The sequence below is a fragment of the Gracilibacillus timonensis genome, from assembly GCF_900086715.1.
In the GTDB taxonomy this organism is placed as follows: Bacteria; Bacillota; Bacilli; order Bacillales; family Amphibacillaceae; genus Gracilibacillus; species Gracilibacillus timonensis.
In genome coordinates, this window is sequence record NZ_FLKH01000011.1 from 600,539 (window position 1) to 619,530 (window position 18,992).

Consider the following 18,992-nt stretch of genomic DNA (forward strand, 5'->3'; position numbering starts at 1 on the left):
GAGTTGATTAGATATGGAAAAAAGAGGACTTTCTGATAAATCATTTGATAGAATAAATAATTTTTTAGTTTCTCTCATCGTCATTGTTGTCATTTACCCGCTTATATTTGTATTAAGCGCATCGATTAGTGATCCTGCTGCAGTAACATCAGGGAGAATGTGGCTTTGGCCAGTAGATATCACTTTTGAAGGATTTAAGCGAGTATTCGAAAATCAGGATATCTGGACAGGGTACCGTAATACGATTATGTATACCTTACTAGGAACACTTATTCATTTAGTTATTTTATTGCCATGTGCATATGCATTATCAAGAAAGGAGCTAATGGGTAAGAAAATAATCTTATGGTTTATATTATTTACGATGTTATTCAATGGTGGGTTAATTCCTACTTATTTGGTAGTAAAGTCATTAGGGATATTAGACACGATATGGGCTATTGTAATTCCAAACGTAGTAGGTGCATGGTCCATTTTGGTGGCGCGTACATTTTTTCAGCACAGCATACCGGATGAATTAGTTGAGGCCTCTAAAATAGATGGTGCATCCGATTTTTATATATTCAGAAAAGTAGTATTACCGTTATCCCTGCCCATTATAGCTGTTATGGCTTTATTCCACGGGGTCAGTCTATGGAATCAATACTTTACTGCCCTTATCTATTTAAGTGAGAGGGAGCTATATCCTTTACAGTTGATTATCCGTGAAATTCTTGTTGTCAATCAAATGGGGCTAGAGGAAGGTAGTGCCGGTGTAATGGAATCTTTAGTAGAACAGGTGAAGAATGCGAGTCTTGTTAAATATGCGGTAATTATTATTTCGTCTTTACCGTTATTAATCGTTTATCCTTTCTTACAGCGGTACTTCGTAAAAGGGGTCTTAATTGGTTCTGTAAAAGAATAGGATAGAGATATCAAATGGGGGACTATAAATGAAGGGATTTGTAAATGGTTATTATCGACTTGCAAATTGGGTTACACAACTTGCGTATTTTAATATGCTTTGGGTTCTTTTTTCGGTAGCTGGTTTGGGGATATTAGGCTTTTTTCCAGCGACAGCAGCATTGTTCGCTGTCATACGAAAATGGATGTTGGAAGAGGATATACGAGTATTTCAAACGTTTTGGAAATATGTAAGAAAAGACTTTATAAAAGCTAATATCTTAGGTTACTTGGTGCTGGCAATTGGCTATATATTATATATTGAATTTCAGATACTATGGTCAAGTGGTCAAACTATGTATGTTCTGGCAAGCTTCGGCGTGCTAGCTTTAGTCTTTTTATATGTAATTATGCTACTGTTCCTTTTTCCAATATTTTCTCATTTTAATCTCAGTATGGTCAACTACTTAAAATGGCCTTTAGTGATAGGGATCATTCATCCCATATTAACAGTCTTTATCGTCTTAACGTTGAGTGTTTCTTATTATGTTGTCTTTATGACTATTCCGGCACTGTTGTTCTTTTTTGGAGGTAGCATTACTGCTTATTTTCTGACATGGGGAGGATTCAAGACCTTTTCGAAATACGAGAAGGTTGAAGTAGAGACTGTTTAGAATCATTATTTTTTAGTAAGTTAATGAATAACAAAAGAAGAACAGTATCAACAGGAGGAAATGAGATGGTACAAATATTTGCTCATAGAGGCAGTTCAGGAACTCATCCTGAAAATACGTTTTCCGCATTTCGGGAAGCAGTAAAAATGAGTACAGATGGTATTGAAATAGATGTTCATCTTACGAAAGACAATGAACTGGTAGTTATTCATGATAACACTGTCAATAGAACAACAAATGGTAAGGGATATGTAAAAGATTTTACCCTGCAAGAAATAAAACAATTGGATGCTGGATCGTGGTTCGCTGAGGAATTTACTGGAGAGCGTATTCCAACTTTGGAAGAAGTACTAATCTTTTTGGAAAAGGAAAAACAAATATTAAATATTGAATTGAAAAATGTAGTATTAGATTATCATGGTCTCGAAGATAAAGTGGTTGAAATGGTGAGGAAATATCATTTAACAGATCGAGTTATCATTTCTTCTTTTAACCATATTTCGCTTCATGAAATAGGTAAATCGTATCCAGATATAAAATGTGGGGTATTAACCTTGGATAAACAATATCAACCATGGAATTATATTACTTCGGTTGGCGCTACCAGTATCCATCCTCACTGGTTAAAATGCGATCAGGAGATGATTACTGAAATGCAGCTAAGAAATATACCAGTAAGAGTCTATGTGATTAATAAAAAGGATCAAATGAGAAGGTTTATAAACTATAATGTCACCGCTCTTATGACAGACTATCCAGAGTTAGCATTACAGATAAGAGATGAACTAACAAATAACTAAAATATAACATCCAAGGAGGATGACAATGTTAAATGTAGGTGTAATAGGTGTAGGGTCTATCTCCCGCCATCATATTGAGCAGTATTTACATCATAAGAATGTTCATTTACATGCTTTTTGTGATCACAATATAGAACGCTTGCAGGAAAAAGGAGAGTTATACAATATAGAACAGCTTTATGGTGAGTACCATGATCTTTTAAAAAATAAAAATTTGGATGCTGTTAGTATTTGTACTTGGAATAATAGCCACGCTGAAATTGCTATTGCTGCCTTGGAAGCAGGTAAACATGTTTTGGTGGAAAAACCCCTAAGTATGACAGTAGAGGAAGCCTTAGCTGTTAAAGAGGCGGTTCATAAGACTGGTAAAGTCCTACAAGTTGGATTCGTCAGACGCCATAGTGAAAGCACAAAAATACTGAAAGAATTTATTGATAATGGTGATCTAGGGGATATTTACTATGCAAAAGCGTCTTATTTAAGGCGCTTAGGTAATCCAGGTGGGTGGTTTAGTGACAAGAAAAAATCAGGAGGTGGGCCGTTAATCGATCTAGGTGTACATGTTATTGATATATGTTGGTACTTAATGGGAAAACCCAAACCGGTATCTGTAAGTGGAAACACCTATCATCGTTTGGGAAATCGAAGTAACATTGAAAATCTCTCCTTTTATAAAGCGGCAGACTATAATCCTGAACTAAATGACGTTGAGGACTTGGCGAATGCCATTATTCGTTTTGAGAATGGGGCCTCTATTATGGTAGATGTAAGTTTTACGTTACATGCAAAAGAAAATGAAGTCAACGTGAAAATATATGGTGAAAAAGCAGGAGCGGAGGTAGAACCAGAATTGCTGATTACGTCAGAAAAACATAATACCATACTAAATGTATCACCTCAGATTGATAATAGGTCCCTCCATTTTAAAAAGGCATTTAAAGAAGAGATAGATCACTTTGTAACATGCTGTTTGGATGGAAAGGAAAATATTGCTTCTGTTGATGATGGTGTTCAAATAATGAAAATATTGAATGCTGTGTATCAATCAGCCAAGAACGGTAAAGAAGTTTATTTATAAAGCCGATTTAAATGATCAATCTGATAGGGTTTAACCAGGAGGAAAAGAAGATGGAAAAAGTTATTATTGCTGACCCCAATAGAATAAGGTTGGCTGATGCCGAAAAAACATTGGTAGCGGACAGTTTGGATGAAGTTGGCGAGGAAGGAAAGGACATCTATATTTCTTCTTCACTATTAGCAATGGCAGGGGAAAGAAATAATGTTCATGTTTATTTTGAATTAGAATGTTATCCCTTTTTTGATAAGGTTAGGAATTTAATCGGGCAGCAAGTTAAGCCCAAAGGAGTACTGCGTTATCGAAGAAAAACAAAAAAAGATATCAATGAATCATTGCTTATTGAAGATATGGCTGTCATTTGTTCTTTTTTTGGTGACACTGAACATGTTTTCACCAAGCGATCAAAACAAAAACACCCTTACCACGTTATTATTACATTGAACTTCGGTGGTGGAACAATGGCACATGTAGAATATACGGTCACCAATAAAGATCAAATTGAATTAGAATGGAGCGGAGTGGGAAGAATATTGGAATTTGATAGTGATGAAATGAATCCATTTATGTCAAATGGTTCAAATATAGAGGCGCTTTCTTTAGGGCTAAATACAAAGACTATTTTAGACAGATCGTACTTTGTTGATGTGGAATTACTGGAAACGCTTGATAAGTATTGTAAACTTATAAAAGCTGGTGATAAAAAATGAGAATTGGAATGATGAGTTTTGCTCATAGCCATGCAAATAGCTATGCAAATAAAGTAAATCAACTCTCAGATACTCAGTTAGTTGCAATTTTTGACGACAATCGAGAGCGTGGGCTGAAAGCAGCCGAAACATTTAACGTAGATTATTATGATAGTCAACATGATTTTTTAAAAGCGCAAATGGACGCGGTGATTATTTGCAGTGAAAATGTTTACCACAAGGACATGGTGGTTCATGCGGCTAATGCAAAAAAACATATATTAGTTGAGAAACCCATTGCTACTACTGTGGAAGACGCTACTGAAATGATTGAGGCTTGTGAGAAAAACGATGTTATATTACAAGTTGCGTTTCCAGTTCGCTTCAACTATCCCATCCAACAATTAAAGGGAATGATGGATGATGGAACACTTGGAGAAATTATTGCCATTCGAACTACAAATAGAGGCAAAAATCCAGGTGGGTGGTTTATAGATGAGGTCCTTTCAGGTGGCGGCGCAGTATTGGATCATACAGTACATATGGTGGATATCATTCGCTGGTTTACTGGAAAGGAAGTTTGCGAAGTGTATGGAATAGTAGATTCTTATTTTCATAATATAGATATTGATGACGCTGGAATTCTTACACTTGAATTGGAAGATGGTGTGGTGGCAACACATGATGCAAGCTGGTCAAAATGCTCCACTTATCCAATCTGGGGAGATATTACGATTGAGGTAGTAGGTACTAGTAATATTGTTCGTGTGGATGCGCTAAAGGAACATTATCGAATGTATGAAGATGGAGATAAGCCATTAAAGCATATAGCCTTCGGAAATGATATGAACTACGGCTTGATCAAAGATTTTGTAGAATGTGTTAAACAAAACAGAAAGCCTTCTATCACTGGATACGACGGTTTGAAAGCTCTGGAGGTTGCTTTAGCGGCATATCAATCTAATAAATATAATGAATCGGTCAAAATATAGATTAGCAAATAAGAAACCCCACACGATGCACTAAGAATGTCTAGCTAGTTCAGGAGAATAGAGGGAGGAAAACTTAGCATGAAGATTACCTTTTTGGGTACTGGTGCTGCCCAAGGGATACCAACCCCTTATTGTAATTGTTCCACATGTATGCAGGCTAGGAAATTTCACGGTAAAAATATGAGAAAGAGAACTTCTCATATAATTAATGATGATCTCCTAGTTGATATGGGTCCAGACCTGTTTTCGGCTTGTGCAATGCATGACGTTGATTTATTAAATATGAAATATACGTTAATTACACACAGTCATCTGGATCATTTTTTTGCTCAGAATCTTGGTATGCGTACTAAAGGTATGCGAGCACAAACAGAATTACCGCATCTAACATTGATTGCACCTTCGTCGGTTATGACTTTACTTAATGCTTATGGTTCTACAGATGAAGGCATGGAACTGACAAGACATCCAATCCATCCATTTGATAGGGTGGAACTGGATAAATACACGGTCAAATCAATCAAAGCACAGCATTTACAAACAGTTGGAGATGCCGTCAATTATATAATTGATGATGGAGAGAGAAAAATACTTATCGCTTCAGATACAGCCATTTATGAGGAAGAAGTATGGCCACATTTAGAAAATGTAAACTTGGATCTTGTGGTCATGGAATGTACGCGATCCATATCTACTAAATCAAGCTCTGTTCATTTGAACATTCGTGATATGCAATTCATGCTGGGGAAAATGAAAGCTATTCAAGCAATTAATGAAAATACGATAGTATATGCAACTCACTTTTCTCATCAGCATTGTCCTCCTCATGAAGAACTGAGTAGTGCGTTACGCCAAATAGGGGTTCAATGTGCTTATGATGGATTAATTGTAGAGATTTAAGAAAGTTAAGGTTATTGATATCAAAAAGTGAGGTAATGTCACGTGGTAAATTATCGTTTACTAGCATTAGATTTAGACGAAACATTATTAACGAAAGATAAACGTATATCGGTGCAAAACAAAAAATGGATTGAATATGCCATCAACAGTGGAGTGATTGTAATTTTTGCAACAGGGCGTGGTCGAGAAAGGATTACAAAAATTCAAGAAGAACTTGGTTTAGATACATTAATGGTATTAGTAAATGGAGGGGAGGTATGGGGAAATAATTCAGAGATACTTGAGAGATCGATAATATCTGCAGAAGATATTCGGAAATTACATCATTTTTCCGAAAATGCTAATGCAAGTTATTGGGGATACAATGTAGAGAGTTTTGTTGGGCGTAAGGAATGGAATGAAGAGATGTTTAGTAAAGAATGGTTAAAGTTCGGTATTAGACATTCTGACCAAAACGTTCTACAAAAAATTAGAGAACAGATATCTGAAATTCCGACTTTAGGTATTACAAGTTCAGGATCTAATAATTTAGAAATTGGATTGAATGGAAAGTCGAAGAAAACCGGAGTAGAAAAAATATGTGATTATATGGAGCTAAAGATGGAGGAAGTGATGGCAATTGGTGATAATTATAACGACCTTTGTTTGCTCAAGGCAGCGGGGTTAGGAATAGCAATGGGAAATGCTGAACAAGTAATAAAAGAAAAGGCTGATGCTGTAACTGATACTAATGAAAGAGACGGGGTTGCAAAAGCAATTCAAAAGTACCTTTTCTAAGCTTGTAAAGAATAAATCATACTATAACTCTTTTGATAGTGATCTCCTGAACGTCCATGAAAATAAGGAGGAGACTGGGAAATGCTTATTCGGCAGAATTACTATGATAATCGTCGTGGACAAATTAAACAGCAAGTATTGGATATCCTAGCAAGTATTAATCAAATGTTAAAAAACTTTGATGATTTTCTATGTAACCCAACAGCTGAACGAAAGAACAGTATTTTAGAGGGTGAAGCTTTTATTGATACTCGTGAGGTAATCATCGAAAAATATATATTGGAAATTATTTCATTGGAACAATTAGATACTTCAGAAATTAAATGGTTATTCTCTATGAGTCGGATAGTTCGTGAATTAGAGCGCATTGGTGATCAATTAACGAATATAATAACTATTAGTGATATGGTTGATATTGCTGAATTGCGGCCATTGATTCGTAATTTTTTTCATTATGAGAAAGAAATGATGAATTGGTTAGTTAACGGGATAAGAGATGAACAGGTAGTGAATCTAGAAGCTGTAATGAACCATGATGAATATGTAAATGAATTAAACAAAGAGAACTATCAATATATCATTTCTCTAGTGAATCAAAAATCAAATGTAACGGAAAGTAAAATTCAAATGGTCATTATTAGTCGTTTCTTAGAGCGCATTGGCGATCATTTAGTGAACACGGCTAGAATCTATAAAAATACAATAGATGACGCTGGTAAGGGATGATAGTGGTTTTCTATCATCCTTTATAAATATAAATAAGAGAGGAATATATATGGTAGTTATTTATTTGGGCTTTTTTGGAGGGTTGGGGATTTTTCTTTATGGTAATCACCTTTTAAGTGGCAGTCTTCAAAAGATTGGGGCTGCTAAAATGAGAAAATCTTTAACTGTGATGACGAATACTAGATGGAAAGGTGTCATTAGTGGAGTTATTGTTACTTTTTTCCTGCAGAGCAGCACAGTCACAAATATTCTTGTAGTCGGTTTAGTCAGTGGCTCTATTATAACTTTAGCTCAAGCATTTGGTATTGTACTTGGTTCAGCTATTGGAACAACTCTCACTGTGCAAATATTAACATTCGAGGTTACACAATATTCATCACTTTTCATTTTTATTGGTGCTATTTTCTTTATTTTTGTTCGTCACAGCATTTACAAAACAATTGGCCAAACCATGTTAAGTGTTGGCTTTATATTTTTTGGGATTGGATTAATCACTAATTCCTTGGAACCGTTAAGTAAAAATGAGGCTATATTAAATGTGCTAGTTCAACTATCAGAGAGTCCGATTCTGTTAACTTTGGTTAGTATGTTACTAACGGCATTAATGCATAGTAGTGCGGCTATGATTGTAATTGGTATTGCGTTCGTCACATCTAATATACTATCCGTACAGGCAGTATTACCCCTAGTGCTTGGTGCTAATTTAGGTGCCACTTTACCTGTGCTCGTTTCTAGTTTATCATCCAAACCCGAGGGAAAAAAACTCGCCCTGTTTTATTTTTTGTTTAAAACGATTGGTGTTACTGCCGCTTTATTGATTTTAACTTTTAACAACCAATGGATAGGAATGCTGCCTGGAAACGCAGAACGCCAAATTGCCAACTTTCATACATTTTTTAATATTTTTATTGCTATTATATTTTTCCCTTTTCTGCCATGGATCGCACAACTTTTTAAGCGTTTTTTTCCAGAACGAGAATCCTCCGTCTCGACTTTCGAAGTTCGACTTGATGAAAGTTTATTAAATGTACCTGAAGAGGCCTTAATACATGGAAAAGATGAAATTTTTCGTTTGGCTGATTTTGTTAAAGAGCGAATGATCAATAGATTAACAGATTATATAAAAGATAATGACATGAAAGAAGAACTATACCAGGTAGAACAGGTAATTGATATGTCTTATGTTCAAATCCAACAATATTTGTTAAAGCTTGGACAACGTGATTTGTCAAACAAACAATCCAATCAGGAAGTGAAATTACTGAATATCCTTAATGATATTGAACATATTGGAGATATAGTCATGCGTTTTATTAGCAAGACAGAAAAAATAAGTACGGAAAATATATTGCTCGATCAAAAAGAACAACAACAACTTGATGAACTACTAGAGTTTATAGAACAATCTTTTTCAGATTCCTTGGCAGCATTTAAGGAAGATAGTCATCAACTTGCGCGTAGCAACATTCAAGGTCAATCTATCATTAGCCAATTTGAAAAAGATATCAAGTTTGAACACTTTAACAATCTTATTAATAAAAAAGAACATAATCCTGATATAAGTGCGGTTTACTTGGATATTATCAATCAACTTATCCAAATCTATCATCATAATCAAAATATATCTCGAACGGTATTAGGATTGATTTAAAAATAGAATTTGTATAGGAGAATAGAAAAATTTTGGTGTTTGGATAGATCTATTACATTAATTATAGGGAACACTAATTATTATCATATGTTTTTACTGGCGAATTAATATAAATTAATTTGGAATAAATGATGAGCAAATCCCAATTACTGTTTAGTTTGAGGATTTGCTCATCCATTAGTTTCTATCTATTTGAATATCCGTTCAACAACTCTCTTACCAGCATCACCATCATCTAGATAACAATACTTCTCATTAAATGCCCGATATTTTGTCTTATAGTTAGCTTCCGATTCACGAATGTTTTCAATGGTGTGGATGACTTCATCTGTATTATAAACAAATGGTCCTGGAGCTTCATTTTCAAAGTCCATATAAAATCCACGTAAATTATCTTTATAATTATCTAAATCATAAGTATAGAAGATAATTGGTTTTTTGGTATTAGCAAAATCAAACATCACTGAAGAATAATCTGTTATAAGTATATCTGTCATTAATAATAATTCTTGAATGTCTGGATAGTTGGACACGTTTTTTACGAACTCTTTTAATTCGGGTTCAATCTTAATTTTATTGCTCACAACAACATGCATTCTTAATAAGAGTATATATTCGTCCCCTAATCGCTCTTGCATTTGCTGTAAGTCCAAATTAATATCAAAAAGAAATTTATTATTTTTAGAGGTTTGATTATCTCTGAATGTAGGCGCATATAATATAATTTTCTTATCAATCGGTAGTTGCAACTTATTTTTAATCTTAGAAATAGAGTCTTTCTTATTATTCATAAAGAAAAGATCGTTCCTTGGATAACCTAGTTCTAAAATTTCTCCATTATATTGAAACGCACTCCGAAATTTTTCAGAGGCATATTGACTAGGAGAAACTAAATAATCCCAATTTTTAACCGCATTACCAATTCTCTCTACATAGTCATCATCTCTGCCTTGAACATTTTCAATATCAAACAACATTTTCTTCAAAGGTGTACCATGCCATGTTTGTAAATAGGTTGTCTTAGCTCTTTTTTTGATATAAGCAGGAAAATTTTGATTATTCACCCAGTACTTAGCTCGTAATAGGTAGAAATAGTATTGTGGGCTTAGACGATCAATTTTTTTCGTTTTAGGGTCAATAAAGCGATAGTTCTTATTGTAAACCCATATTTTTTTGAAATCTAAGCCTTGTTTTACCATTTCTTCATAAATAACTTTTGGACTGTCTGCAAATTGTTTCCCTAGACCACTTTCAAATATAACTAATTTTGGATCCACTGGAATAACAATTTTCCCAATTTTATAAAACGACTTCATGATAGGGAAATAATAGTTGCTTCTTCGGAATTTCTTGAATAGCGCTTGGTAAAGAATATTGATCTTTCCATTATCCAAGATAGAGTTATGAGCCTGGTTTCTTTCGATATGCTCAAAAATGCGTTGAGATGAATGTTGATCACGGTATTGAATAAATTTGTCAGCTCTACGTTTGTATTCATCCTTCATAATAAAGTCATCCTCTGCATACACCTCAATCTTTGATAGGAGGATATCATGGTCAAAAGCAATCTCTCCAGGTAAATCGTTATCAAGATCAAGATGGGAAGGACGTTTGCCTATGAATCGATTACGGTCGAATTGATAATACAAAACTGGCTTGTGTAAAAAGCTAAAATCGAAACCGACACTTGAATAATCAGTTAACATCATAGCACTTTGTTTAATTAAATATTGAACGTCAATTTCGCCTTGGTGAACGATTTGTATATGTTCATTGTCAAAATGATCGCTATATTGCTGCATGTTAGGATGTAAACAAAATAAAATATCAAAATGATAGTGTTTAGCTAGCTGTTTTAGATAGTCACTATTAATTAATTGTGTGTATCGAGAATAATAATCACTTTCCAAAAATACTTCATCTGATACAATCCAATCTCTCCAAGTTGGGATAATTAATAATTGCCTTTTCGGTTCTACATCATCCTTGAATAGGGTGTCGAATCTTGAAAGTCCTGTTACAAAGACATTCTCTGGAGAGTAACCAAAATCTGTTACAATCATCTGTTTTTCAAAGTTGGAACTAACAATAAAGAAATCCGTATCAAAACCAGGAGCTTGCTTACCGTAATTAGCTATCATGTTTTTAGTACCCATGATGCCATGTTGTAAGAAAACTTTATCCGCTTTTACTTTATTTTTAAATTTATCTGTCCTAATAGGGTAAAGGTAGTCCGGATGATGAGATGAGATAACCTTTGTAGCTATTAATGTCTTCCACATATGTTCCTTGGACTTATATTCAATAACATTTCCTAAGTTTTCTACATTTTTCTTTTCTGGTGAGTCTGCCTCAATAACATAATAGACATTTTTTTTCGGATGATTTTCTCGCATATATTTGAAGAAAGCATAGCCTGTATCCTGTGCTTTATAGATTCTCTCTCCAACAATCCATGTATCTTGTTTCTTGAATAGCTTTCTCAACAGCCATGACCAACGTGTAATTTTCTTTAGATAACGGAATTTTTCAATATCGTATTGATACACTTCAAATGACAAATTATTCATTTTAAAAGTGTAATAAGGGTGTATGATATTAGCTTCTTCATCAAAAACTGCATTTAAATCTCGAAGAAATAAGCGTGCTCTAAAAGTTGGTCTTCCAACTCGAATATACTTTGCTTCATCATTATCATGTAAATCTAGTTTTAGGAATAAATCATAGATATCATCTTGTAGCGGTTCGCCGTTATTCAGCTTACAAAAATCAATCTCGCCATCGAAAATATATCTGTTTAAACCATAATTGTATTTTACCTGATTACTTAGATGTAATGTTTTTATTGTATCAGCTGATAGACTCAAACCTGTACTTCTCCCTTGCAAAACAAGCTGACTACCTAATATTTTTGAATTGCGTGTGAATAATTTGCCGATTAATCGGATAGTGCTACCACTTTTTTTTGCCTTGTCAATTTGTATCCTTGTTGGAGCATCGGGCTTTGTATTATAAACCAGGGATAAGTTCCCTTTTATGGTGATGTAATTTAAGATTTTATCATTATTGGAAGTATAATAGGATAAATCATTCTCATAAGTAGTTGCAAATCGCCCACAACGAATAAAATACTCGGCATAGGTTACTTCATTTATCTCCAGTAACTCTAAGTCATCTCTTTCTCTACGATTAGCAGGAATTGATTTAAGAGGGGTACGAATCTTGAAATACCAATCAAACTCAGAACTTTCAGTGTCTTTAATAGTTTCCATTACCTCAATTAAGTTTATTGCGAACGAAAAGGAATAATTAGGTTCTATTTCTGCGATTTTTAATCTATGATCAACGTTTTCCTTTGAGAATAGCCACAACTCCTTAGCTTCAAAATTTTCTCTAGCAAAAGTTCCGCTTACGGATAGTATGCCATTTGCTTGAGAATAACTAATCATTTTTTTTAGTTTTTGCATAGCTTTCTTTTTCATTTTCAAACTCCCTTTGAAATATATATGACAATTGACTCAAGAACTTCATTATATATGTTTGAAGGCTTGGACAAAATAGTTTCTATTTTTAATGAGTTACAATTTATTATAATATATATAGCTACTGAAATAAATAGCTACATATTTTATGCTTTTTTTATGCATATTTGAAGTGTATTGTATACCCACTGTAAATTCCATGTTAAAAAACCGTAAAACCCATTGGATAAGTTTCTCTCATCCCATAAAATAGTTCATGTCTTGATCACATTCTTGTGAAGGAGTAAGCCATGAATAAATACTATGATGAAATCCCCTATATTCGAGCCATAGCTTGTATGATGGTCGTTTTAGTGCATGTATCAAGTAATTCCTATGAAGGACCGTATTTTGCTGATAATTGGAGTTTGTATATCAATCAATTCAGTCGATTGGGCACCCCGGTGTTTGCGGTTGTCAGTGGTTTTTTACTGTTCCATTCGGTAAATGGCAGGTCCTTCCAGTTCGGCAGATTTCTTCGTTCCAGAACGACGAAGATTGTGATTCCATTTGTGATCTGGTCGTTTGTCTATCTCGGAGTAAGAGCCTATCTTGGTGAAGATGTATTTCCTAATGTCAGGCAATCGATGAAGTACTTTCTGTTAGGAACGGCACAATATCATTTATATTTTATCGTAACCGTGATCCAGTTCTATCTCCTTTTTCCGCTGCTGCAGTTAATCAAAAACAAACAAATCATGTTAGGTGTACTTGTTGTCAGTCTGCCGATTAATTATTGGTGGTTTCAAAAAGGGGATATTTCACTCTTTTCTGATCCTGTGAACACCATTATTAATCATCAATCCTTTATCTTCTATTGGATTGCTTATTTCATGATGGGGTCAGTGTTACAGCTTTATTATCCTGAAATTAAAGCGGTCTGTTCTAAGTATAAGTATTGGATTGTGATTGCTTTTATAGGTATGATCACTTTAGCTTTTTATGAAATCGAACAGGGCAAGCTCTTTGCCTCCTCCAGAGTAGAAAATTTGCTGTATATTCCAATTTGGCTGTTATTTTTACTCATGGTCTTTCCTTTTGTTAATAAGAATACCACAGTAACTACGATCTTGCGTGTTATTGGTAACTATTCCATGGGGATCTATTTAGTGCACCCGCTTGTCATTACCATTATTGATCAATGGTATGCCCTGCGTCCGCTGGTGTCTTATCAACTCGTCGTTGTCTTCTTGTTGGTGATGATACTGTCTATGCTACTGATTCGCGTTATTTTATGGCTGCCTTTTTCCTCGTATATGATTCCTGTAGGTAAAAATAAATTAAAGTGAGGATGATTGGAAAAATCATCCTCGTTTTGGTTTATCCTCTTACAAAAAAGTGAACGATAAAGGTAGAATCAAAATTATTCTGCAAACCACCCTCAGATAATCCGCAATGAATATAAATTCTATTTATAGGGAAGTTAACAAATAATAAAACTCACCACGTTTGGACAGCAAGAAATATATCTTTTTGCAGGAATTTGTTATATAATAGAAGGTGGGTTTTATTGAACGATCATTCATTAACTAGGAGAGATGATGATGGGTTTCAATAAAACAACATTAATCAAAAAAGTAAAGAAATACATTGTCAAAAGAACAATGGTTATTGGTTCTTATTTGAACGAAAACAACGAATTAAAAATAGAAGTGCAAGCTAAGAACTTCTTAACCTATAACCACATACGGGCAACCATCAGTGATGGAACTCATGCCAAAGAGTTGGAATGGCAGCGAGAAAAGAACCTTATTACGATTACAGTTCCTATCCAGCTATTATCCGACACGAATAATAATGTGATTCGTTTAATGAATCATAACCAAACCTTTTGGTTGAAAATGGATGAAGAAGCAGAGGATAGTCAACATTTTCAAATGTATCAAGGTAAATACTACCGATTATCGGTTCATAAAACCATTTCAATCAAGCGTTTGCTTCCAGAAATCAACTTTTCGGAGGAGCGATTAACCTTAACAAATATGCAAACTGACTTTAATCATTTTTCCGGTGAGTTAACAGCTGATCACCCCATCCAAGGTGATGTATGGAAGGTGTTCGCTGTCAAAAATGGTACCATCAAGCCACTAGAGGCAGAGATCAACAAAGAGGTCCCTAGTCTAGAAATTTTCGATTGGCAAGCCTTATCCAATGGTAGTTGGCAATTACTGCTTTCTATTGACGAAAAGGCTTATTTTCTTAAAGCTGTTGATGAGGAGCTATCTTCGTTTGATACACCGAACCATCAAGTGAGGATTCGTACCAAAGAGGAATTATTGCAATTTTATTTGGTGAGTCATCGTTTACCGGTGCATGATGTGGAAGTGGCAACAGAGAATCAAGCTGTGGAGTTAAATCTGACTATGGATATCCAGCAACAGGAGCAATCCTATATTTTCATTGTGGAAGATACCAGGCTTGACACAGAAAGTCACTATGAAGTTTATCTGACCAACACAGGATTGAATATTTCTATCAACCATGAAGATTTGCTCGAAGGTGGGACGTTCAAGCGCTTTTTTCTTATGTCTCAGGGAGAGAAATCCTATAAATATCAATTCTTCATCGATAGTGCCAAAGTATTTAAAAAACGCAGTCTAAAAGTAGACTATCATTCCCAAGAATTTCTGCTACGTATTTATCGCAGAAAGGATCGGTCGATTGGCAGTATGATCGTGCGTCGCCCTAAATTAAAAAGGTTAATCAAGCAAGTGGAAAATTTTAATTTTTCCGGTTATATTGGTAACTTGCGTGTCTTTAAGGAGTGCACGTTTTATTTGGCGGTAGAAGACCGCAATACCTTTGATATCAAAGAGTATCCTATTGCAGAAGATTTTGATATTCCATTAAGAGCCAACGACTTAATCTCTGTAAAAGGGAAAGAAAAGAGTGTGCTGGACTTTTTTATTGTCGTGAAAGATGTGGATGGAAATCAGGTCAGAAAAGAAAAAATCAAGTATGAGTTAGCCGACTATCGCAAGGATAATTATTATGAATCACTGCAAGGCGAGGATGAATCTGGCAACCAACATTATTTTCTTGTGACGACCACTCCATTTGGAAACTTGAAAATAGAGACGTTTATGGTCCCGTTTGACGTGGAGATGCAACAGGATACATCAGAAAAGGACGATAATATTTGGTTGATCGGAGAACGCTATAATACAGCGCAAGATAATGGGATTGCCTTATTTCGCTGGTTGCGGGCGAATACCAATATCCAGGCCTATTATGTTATCGAAGCGGACGCAGAAGACTATCAGGCATTACCCGATAAAGAACACGTGCTGACCTTTGGCAGTAAGGTGCATTTTGAGATAGCCAGCCGTGCCAAGGTTTTGCTTGGTACCCATGATTTAGAAAATTTACTACCATATAAACCTGCCAAAGGCTTTTTTGGTTATGAAGATACCGTAAAGGTCTTTCTGCAGCATGGTGTCTTAGGCAGAAAACCGGTGGAATATGATAAAAAAAACTATGAATTACCATTTGATCTGTTTATTGTCAGCAGTGATCCGGAGAAATATGATGTAGTAATGGACAAGATGGGCTATGAGGAAGAAGAGGTGGCAGTGACTGGTTTGGCACGATTCGATCATTTGACGACTACCAACCAACCGCGAGATATCCTGCTGATGCCAACATGGCGTGATTGGATTCATACCGATGAACAATTTCTCAAAAGCCAGTATTATAACTATTATTACAGTCTGATTCACAATGAAAAATTATTGGAGCTACTAGAGGAATATGATGTGAACCTGCATTTTTATCCGCATTACCGGGCGCAGGATTTCTTTGCGCAAGATATTGCCGAGGCGAATAGTCGTGTGAAGTTTATCCGCTTAGGATCGAAGACGGTTCAGCAGTTGTTAATTGATCATGCCTTGTTGGTGACGGATTACAGTAGTGTCAGCTTTGACTTCACCTTGATGAACAAGCCAGTGATCTATTATCATTTTGACGTGCAGCGATTTTTCAAGAGAGGCATACTAAGGCCAGTGGAAGAAACGTTCCTGGGCAAAATCGCCAAAAACGAGACCGAGATGGTCGATCTGTTAACAGAAAGTATCGAAAATCATTTCAAGAATTTTGACATCGAGCTAGATAATATTATCAAGTATCAGGATCATCGGAACTGTGAAAGAACGTATCAAGCAGTAATGCGCAAGCTTAGCAAGGAGTTGGATCATGAACAAACTGAAAGCATTGATTATAAGGGTCAGGCGGAGTAAACTTCTGCTGTTTGTATATAAACTGGCCTTTCTTATGATTTCCCTATTTCCCAAGGCAAAGAAAACCGTGATTTTTGAGAGTTTTCACGGCAAGCAATATAGTGACAACCCTCGGGCCATTTACGAATATATGAAGGAGCATTATCCTTCCTATCAATTATATTGGAGTGCGGACAAGCGATATCTGTCCTTGTTTCACAGCCATGGACTGCCGGTCTTGCCGCGTTTTTCATGGCAGTGGCTGAAAATCATGCCACGGGCAGAATATTGGGTAGTTAATAGTCGTTTACCTAACTGGATTCCGAAGTCCCGAAAGACAAAGTATCTGCAGACATGGCACGGAACCCCATTGAAGAAGCTGGGGCTGGATTTAGAAGATGTTCATATGCCTGGGACCAACCTGGTGCAATATAAGCGTAATTTTAAACATGAGGCGATGAAATGGGATTATTTGATTTCTCCCAACCGTTATTCCAGCGATATTTTTAGTCGAGCCTTTGGATTTGAAGGAAGGATGTTAGAGACGGGTTATCCGCGGAACGATTTTATTGTAAACTATCAAAATGATAACAAGGTCATCGATCAAATCAAGCAGAAATTAGCCATTACTCCAGAGAAAAAAGTAATCCTCTATGCTCCTACATGGCGTGATAATCAATATTTCGGCAGGGGCAGATATAAATACCAGGCTGAGTTAGATTTACACATGCTTCAGCAAGAATTAGGGGAAGACTATGTGATTATTTTACGAATGCATTACTTAGTAGCCGATCACATTGATTTAACGGGATTGGAGAACTTTGTAGTAGATGCGTCCAGGTATGAGGATATCCGCGAGTTATATCTCATTTCTGATATCCTAATCACAGATTATTCATCCGTTTTCTTCGATTATGCTAATCTGAAACGACCAATTATTTTCTTTGTCTATGACTTGGAAGAATATCGAGATACCTTAAGAGGTTTTTATTTTGATTTTGAAAAGGACGCACCAGGTCCTTTAGTCAAAACGAATCAGCAAATGCTGGACGAAATCAAACAACTGGAGCACAACGATGGACAGCCATCTCCGACGGATTTGGCGTTTTACCAGAAGTTTTGTTATTTAGAAGATGGGGAGGCCTCGAAGAAAGTAATCGAGGAGGTATTTGGTTAACTAGAAATAGTGTTCACAAGAAGAAATGTATAGTATAATTTCTTAGGTACAACCATGCCTAAGAAATAGGAAGGTAATCTATAGATGAAATCTGTTATAACCGTAATTCAAGAACAAATTCAATATTTTTATTTAGTCAGACGGCTTTCTTTATATGAATTAAAGAGTAAGAATAAGAATAACTACTTAGGAATGCTCTGGGAAATTCTAACTCCCTCGATCCAGATATTGATTTACTGGTTTGTCTTTGGGACGTTATTGCGTCGCGATCCGCTCACGGTAGGCGGAGAAGTGGTGCCGTTTATTTTCTGGTTAATGCCAGCCTATTTTCTTTGGACATTCTTTTATCAATCAACGATTCAGGGCTCCAAATCGATTTATTCGCGATTGAAGATGCTGTCCAAAATGAATTTTCCGATGAGTGTGATTCCAAGTTACGTGATTTTTTCGCAATTATATGTCCATTTTGTTATGTTGGGAATAACCATTGTCATTTTTCAATTAGGTGGATATTATGCCAATATCTATTATCTGCAAATTATCTATTTTCTATTTGCTACCATAGCCTTGGTTTTTGCGATATCCTTAATCACCTCAACATTATCGACCATTATTAGAGATATCCATATGTTATTGAATTCTACGCTTCGTATGTTTTTATATGTTTCTGGGGTCCTATGGCCGATTTCCAAGCTGGCCGACTTCCCTTTGATTATGAATTTAATGAAGCTTAATCCGCTCTATTATTTGATGTCCGGCTATCGAGCCGCTATCTTTGGATCGGAATGGTACATGGTGACCCAATGGCAGTATACGTTATGGTTTTGGGCAGTCGTATTGATTTTATTAATTATCGGTGCCTCGATCCATGTTCGGTTTAGAAGGCACTTTATCGATTATTTATAAAGGCATGT

At 35.5% G+C, this 18,992-nt stretch carries 15 protein-coding genes; 14 read left to right on the forward strand and 1 reads right to left on the reverse strand.

Annotation, left to right across the window (positions count from 1 at the left end):
- Nucleotides 1-13 precede the first annotated feature (13 nt).
- From BN6556_RS10180 to BN6556_RS10225, 10 genes are all read left to right on the forward strand, one after another.
- Entirely contained in the window at nucleotides 14-904 is an 891-nt protein-coding gene (locus tag BN6556_RS10180; RefSeq protein ID WP_066190617.1) for a carbohydrate ABC transporter permease, read from the forward strand.
- Between the two features lie 28 nt (nucleotides 905-932).
- Nucleotides 933-1,556, forward strand: a complete 624-nt coding sequence (locus BN6556_RS10185) for a YesL family protein (protein WP_066190621.1) — start codon at nucleotides 933-935, stop codon at nucleotides 1,554-1,556.
- Between the two features lie 65 nt (nucleotides 1,557-1,621).
- Nucleotides 1,622-2,356, forward strand: a complete 735-nt coding sequence (locus BN6556_RS10190; protein ID WP_066190624.1) for a glycerophosphodiester phosphodiesterase — start codon at nucleotides 1,622-1,624, stop codon at nucleotides 2,354-2,356.
- A gap of 19 nt (nucleotides 2,357-2,375) precedes the next feature.
- Nucleotides 2,376-3,434: a Gfo/Idh/MocA family protein gene (locus BN6556_RS10195; RefSeq protein WP_066190626.1), complete on the forward strand. Its 1,059-nt coding sequence runs from the start codon at nucleotides 2,376-2,378 to the stop codon at nucleotides 3,432-3,434.
- Nucleotides 3,435-3,484: 50 nt separating this feature from the next.
- Complete coding sequence (locus BN6556_RS10200; protein WP_066190628.1) at nucleotides 3,485-4,141, forward strand: hypothetical protein; 657 nt, start codon at nucleotides 3,485-3,487, stop codon at nucleotides 4,139-4,141.
- Nucleotides 4,138-5,112, forward strand: a complete 975-nt coding sequence (locus BN6556_RS10205) for a Gfo/Idh/MocA family protein (protein WP_066190634.1) — start codon at nucleotides 4,138-4,140, stop codon at nucleotides 5,110-5,112. Before BN6556_RS10200 ends, BN6556_RS10205 begins: the two co-directional genes overlap by 4 nt.
- Before the next feature lie 78 nt (nucleotides 5,113-5,190).
- Complete coding sequence (locus tag BN6556_RS10210) at nucleotides 5,191-6,012, forward strand: MBL fold metallo-hydrolase (protein ID WP_066190636.1); 822 nt, start codon at nucleotides 5,191-5,193, stop codon at nucleotides 6,010-6,012.
- Nucleotides 6,013-6,054: 42 nt separating this feature from the next.
- Entirely contained in the window at nucleotides 6,055-6,789 is a 735-nt protein-coding gene (locus BN6556_RS10215) for a Cof-type HAD-IIB family hydrolase (protein WP_066190640.1), read from the forward strand.
- An 81-nt stretch (nucleotides 6,790-6,870) separates the two neighbouring features.
- Nucleotides 6,871-7,515 carry a phosphate signaling complex PhoU family protein gene (locus BN6556_RS10220; protein ID WP_066190642.1) on the forward strand — a complete coding sequence of 215 codons (645 nt, stop codon included), beginning with the start codon at nucleotides 6,871-6,873 and terminating at the stop codon, nucleotides 7,513-7,515.
- 49 nt (nucleotides 7,516-7,564) lie between these two features.
- Entirely contained in the window at nucleotides 7,565-9,166 is a 1,602-nt protein-coding gene (locus tag BN6556_RS10225; RefSeq protein WP_066190645.1) for a Na/Pi cotransporter family protein, read from the forward strand.
- Between the two features lie 188 nt (nucleotides 9,167-9,354).
- Here the strand turns inward: BN6556_RS10225 and BN6556_RS10230 are convergent, their stop codons facing one another.
- Complete coding sequence (locus tag BN6556_RS10230; RefSeq protein ID WP_066190648.1) at nucleotides 9,355-12,648, reverse strand: CDP-glycerol glycerophosphotransferase family protein; 3,294 nt, start codon at nucleotides 12,646-12,648, stop codon at nucleotides 9,355-9,357.
- 290 nt (nucleotides 12,649-12,938) lie between these two features.
- Here BN6556_RS10230 and BN6556_RS10235 point away from each other — a divergent pair, with 290 nt between their 5' ends.
- The 4 genes from BN6556_RS10235 to BN6556_RS10250 all read left to right on the forward strand — a co-directional run bounded on the left by BN6556_RS10235 (nucleotide 12,939) and on the right by BN6556_RS10250 (nucleotide 18,984).
- Nucleotides 12,939-13,976 (forward strand): acyltransferase, encoded by a 1,038-nt coding sequence (locus BN6556_RS10235; RefSeq protein WP_066190651.1) that lies wholly within the window; start codon nucleotides 12,939-12,941, stop codon nucleotides 13,974-13,976.
- Between the two features lie 255 nt (nucleotides 13,977-14,231).
- Nucleotides 14,232-16,922, forward strand: a complete 2,691-nt coding sequence (locus tag BN6556_RS22750) for a CDP-glycerol glycerophosphotransferase family protein (RefSeq protein WP_066190654.1) — start codon at nucleotides 14,232-14,234, stop codon at nucleotides 16,920-16,922.
- Complete coding sequence (locus BN6556_RS10245; protein WP_066190658.1) at nucleotides 16,879-18,078, forward strand: CDP-glycerol glycerophosphotransferase family protein; 1,200 nt, start codon at nucleotides 16,879-16,881, stop codon at nucleotides 18,076-18,078. The genes BN6556_RS22750 and BN6556_RS10245 overlap by 44 nt, the downstream gene beginning before the upstream one ends.
- Nucleotides 18,079-18,162: 84 nt before the next feature.
- The gene (locus BN6556_RS10250; protein ID WP_066190663.1) at nucleotides 18,163-18,984 is read left to right on the forward strand and encodes an ABC transporter permease; all 822 of its coding nucleotides are present in this window, start codon (nucleotides 18,163-18,165) and stop codon (nucleotides 18,982-18,984) included.
- Nucleotides 18,985-18,992 lie beyond the last annotated feature (8 nt).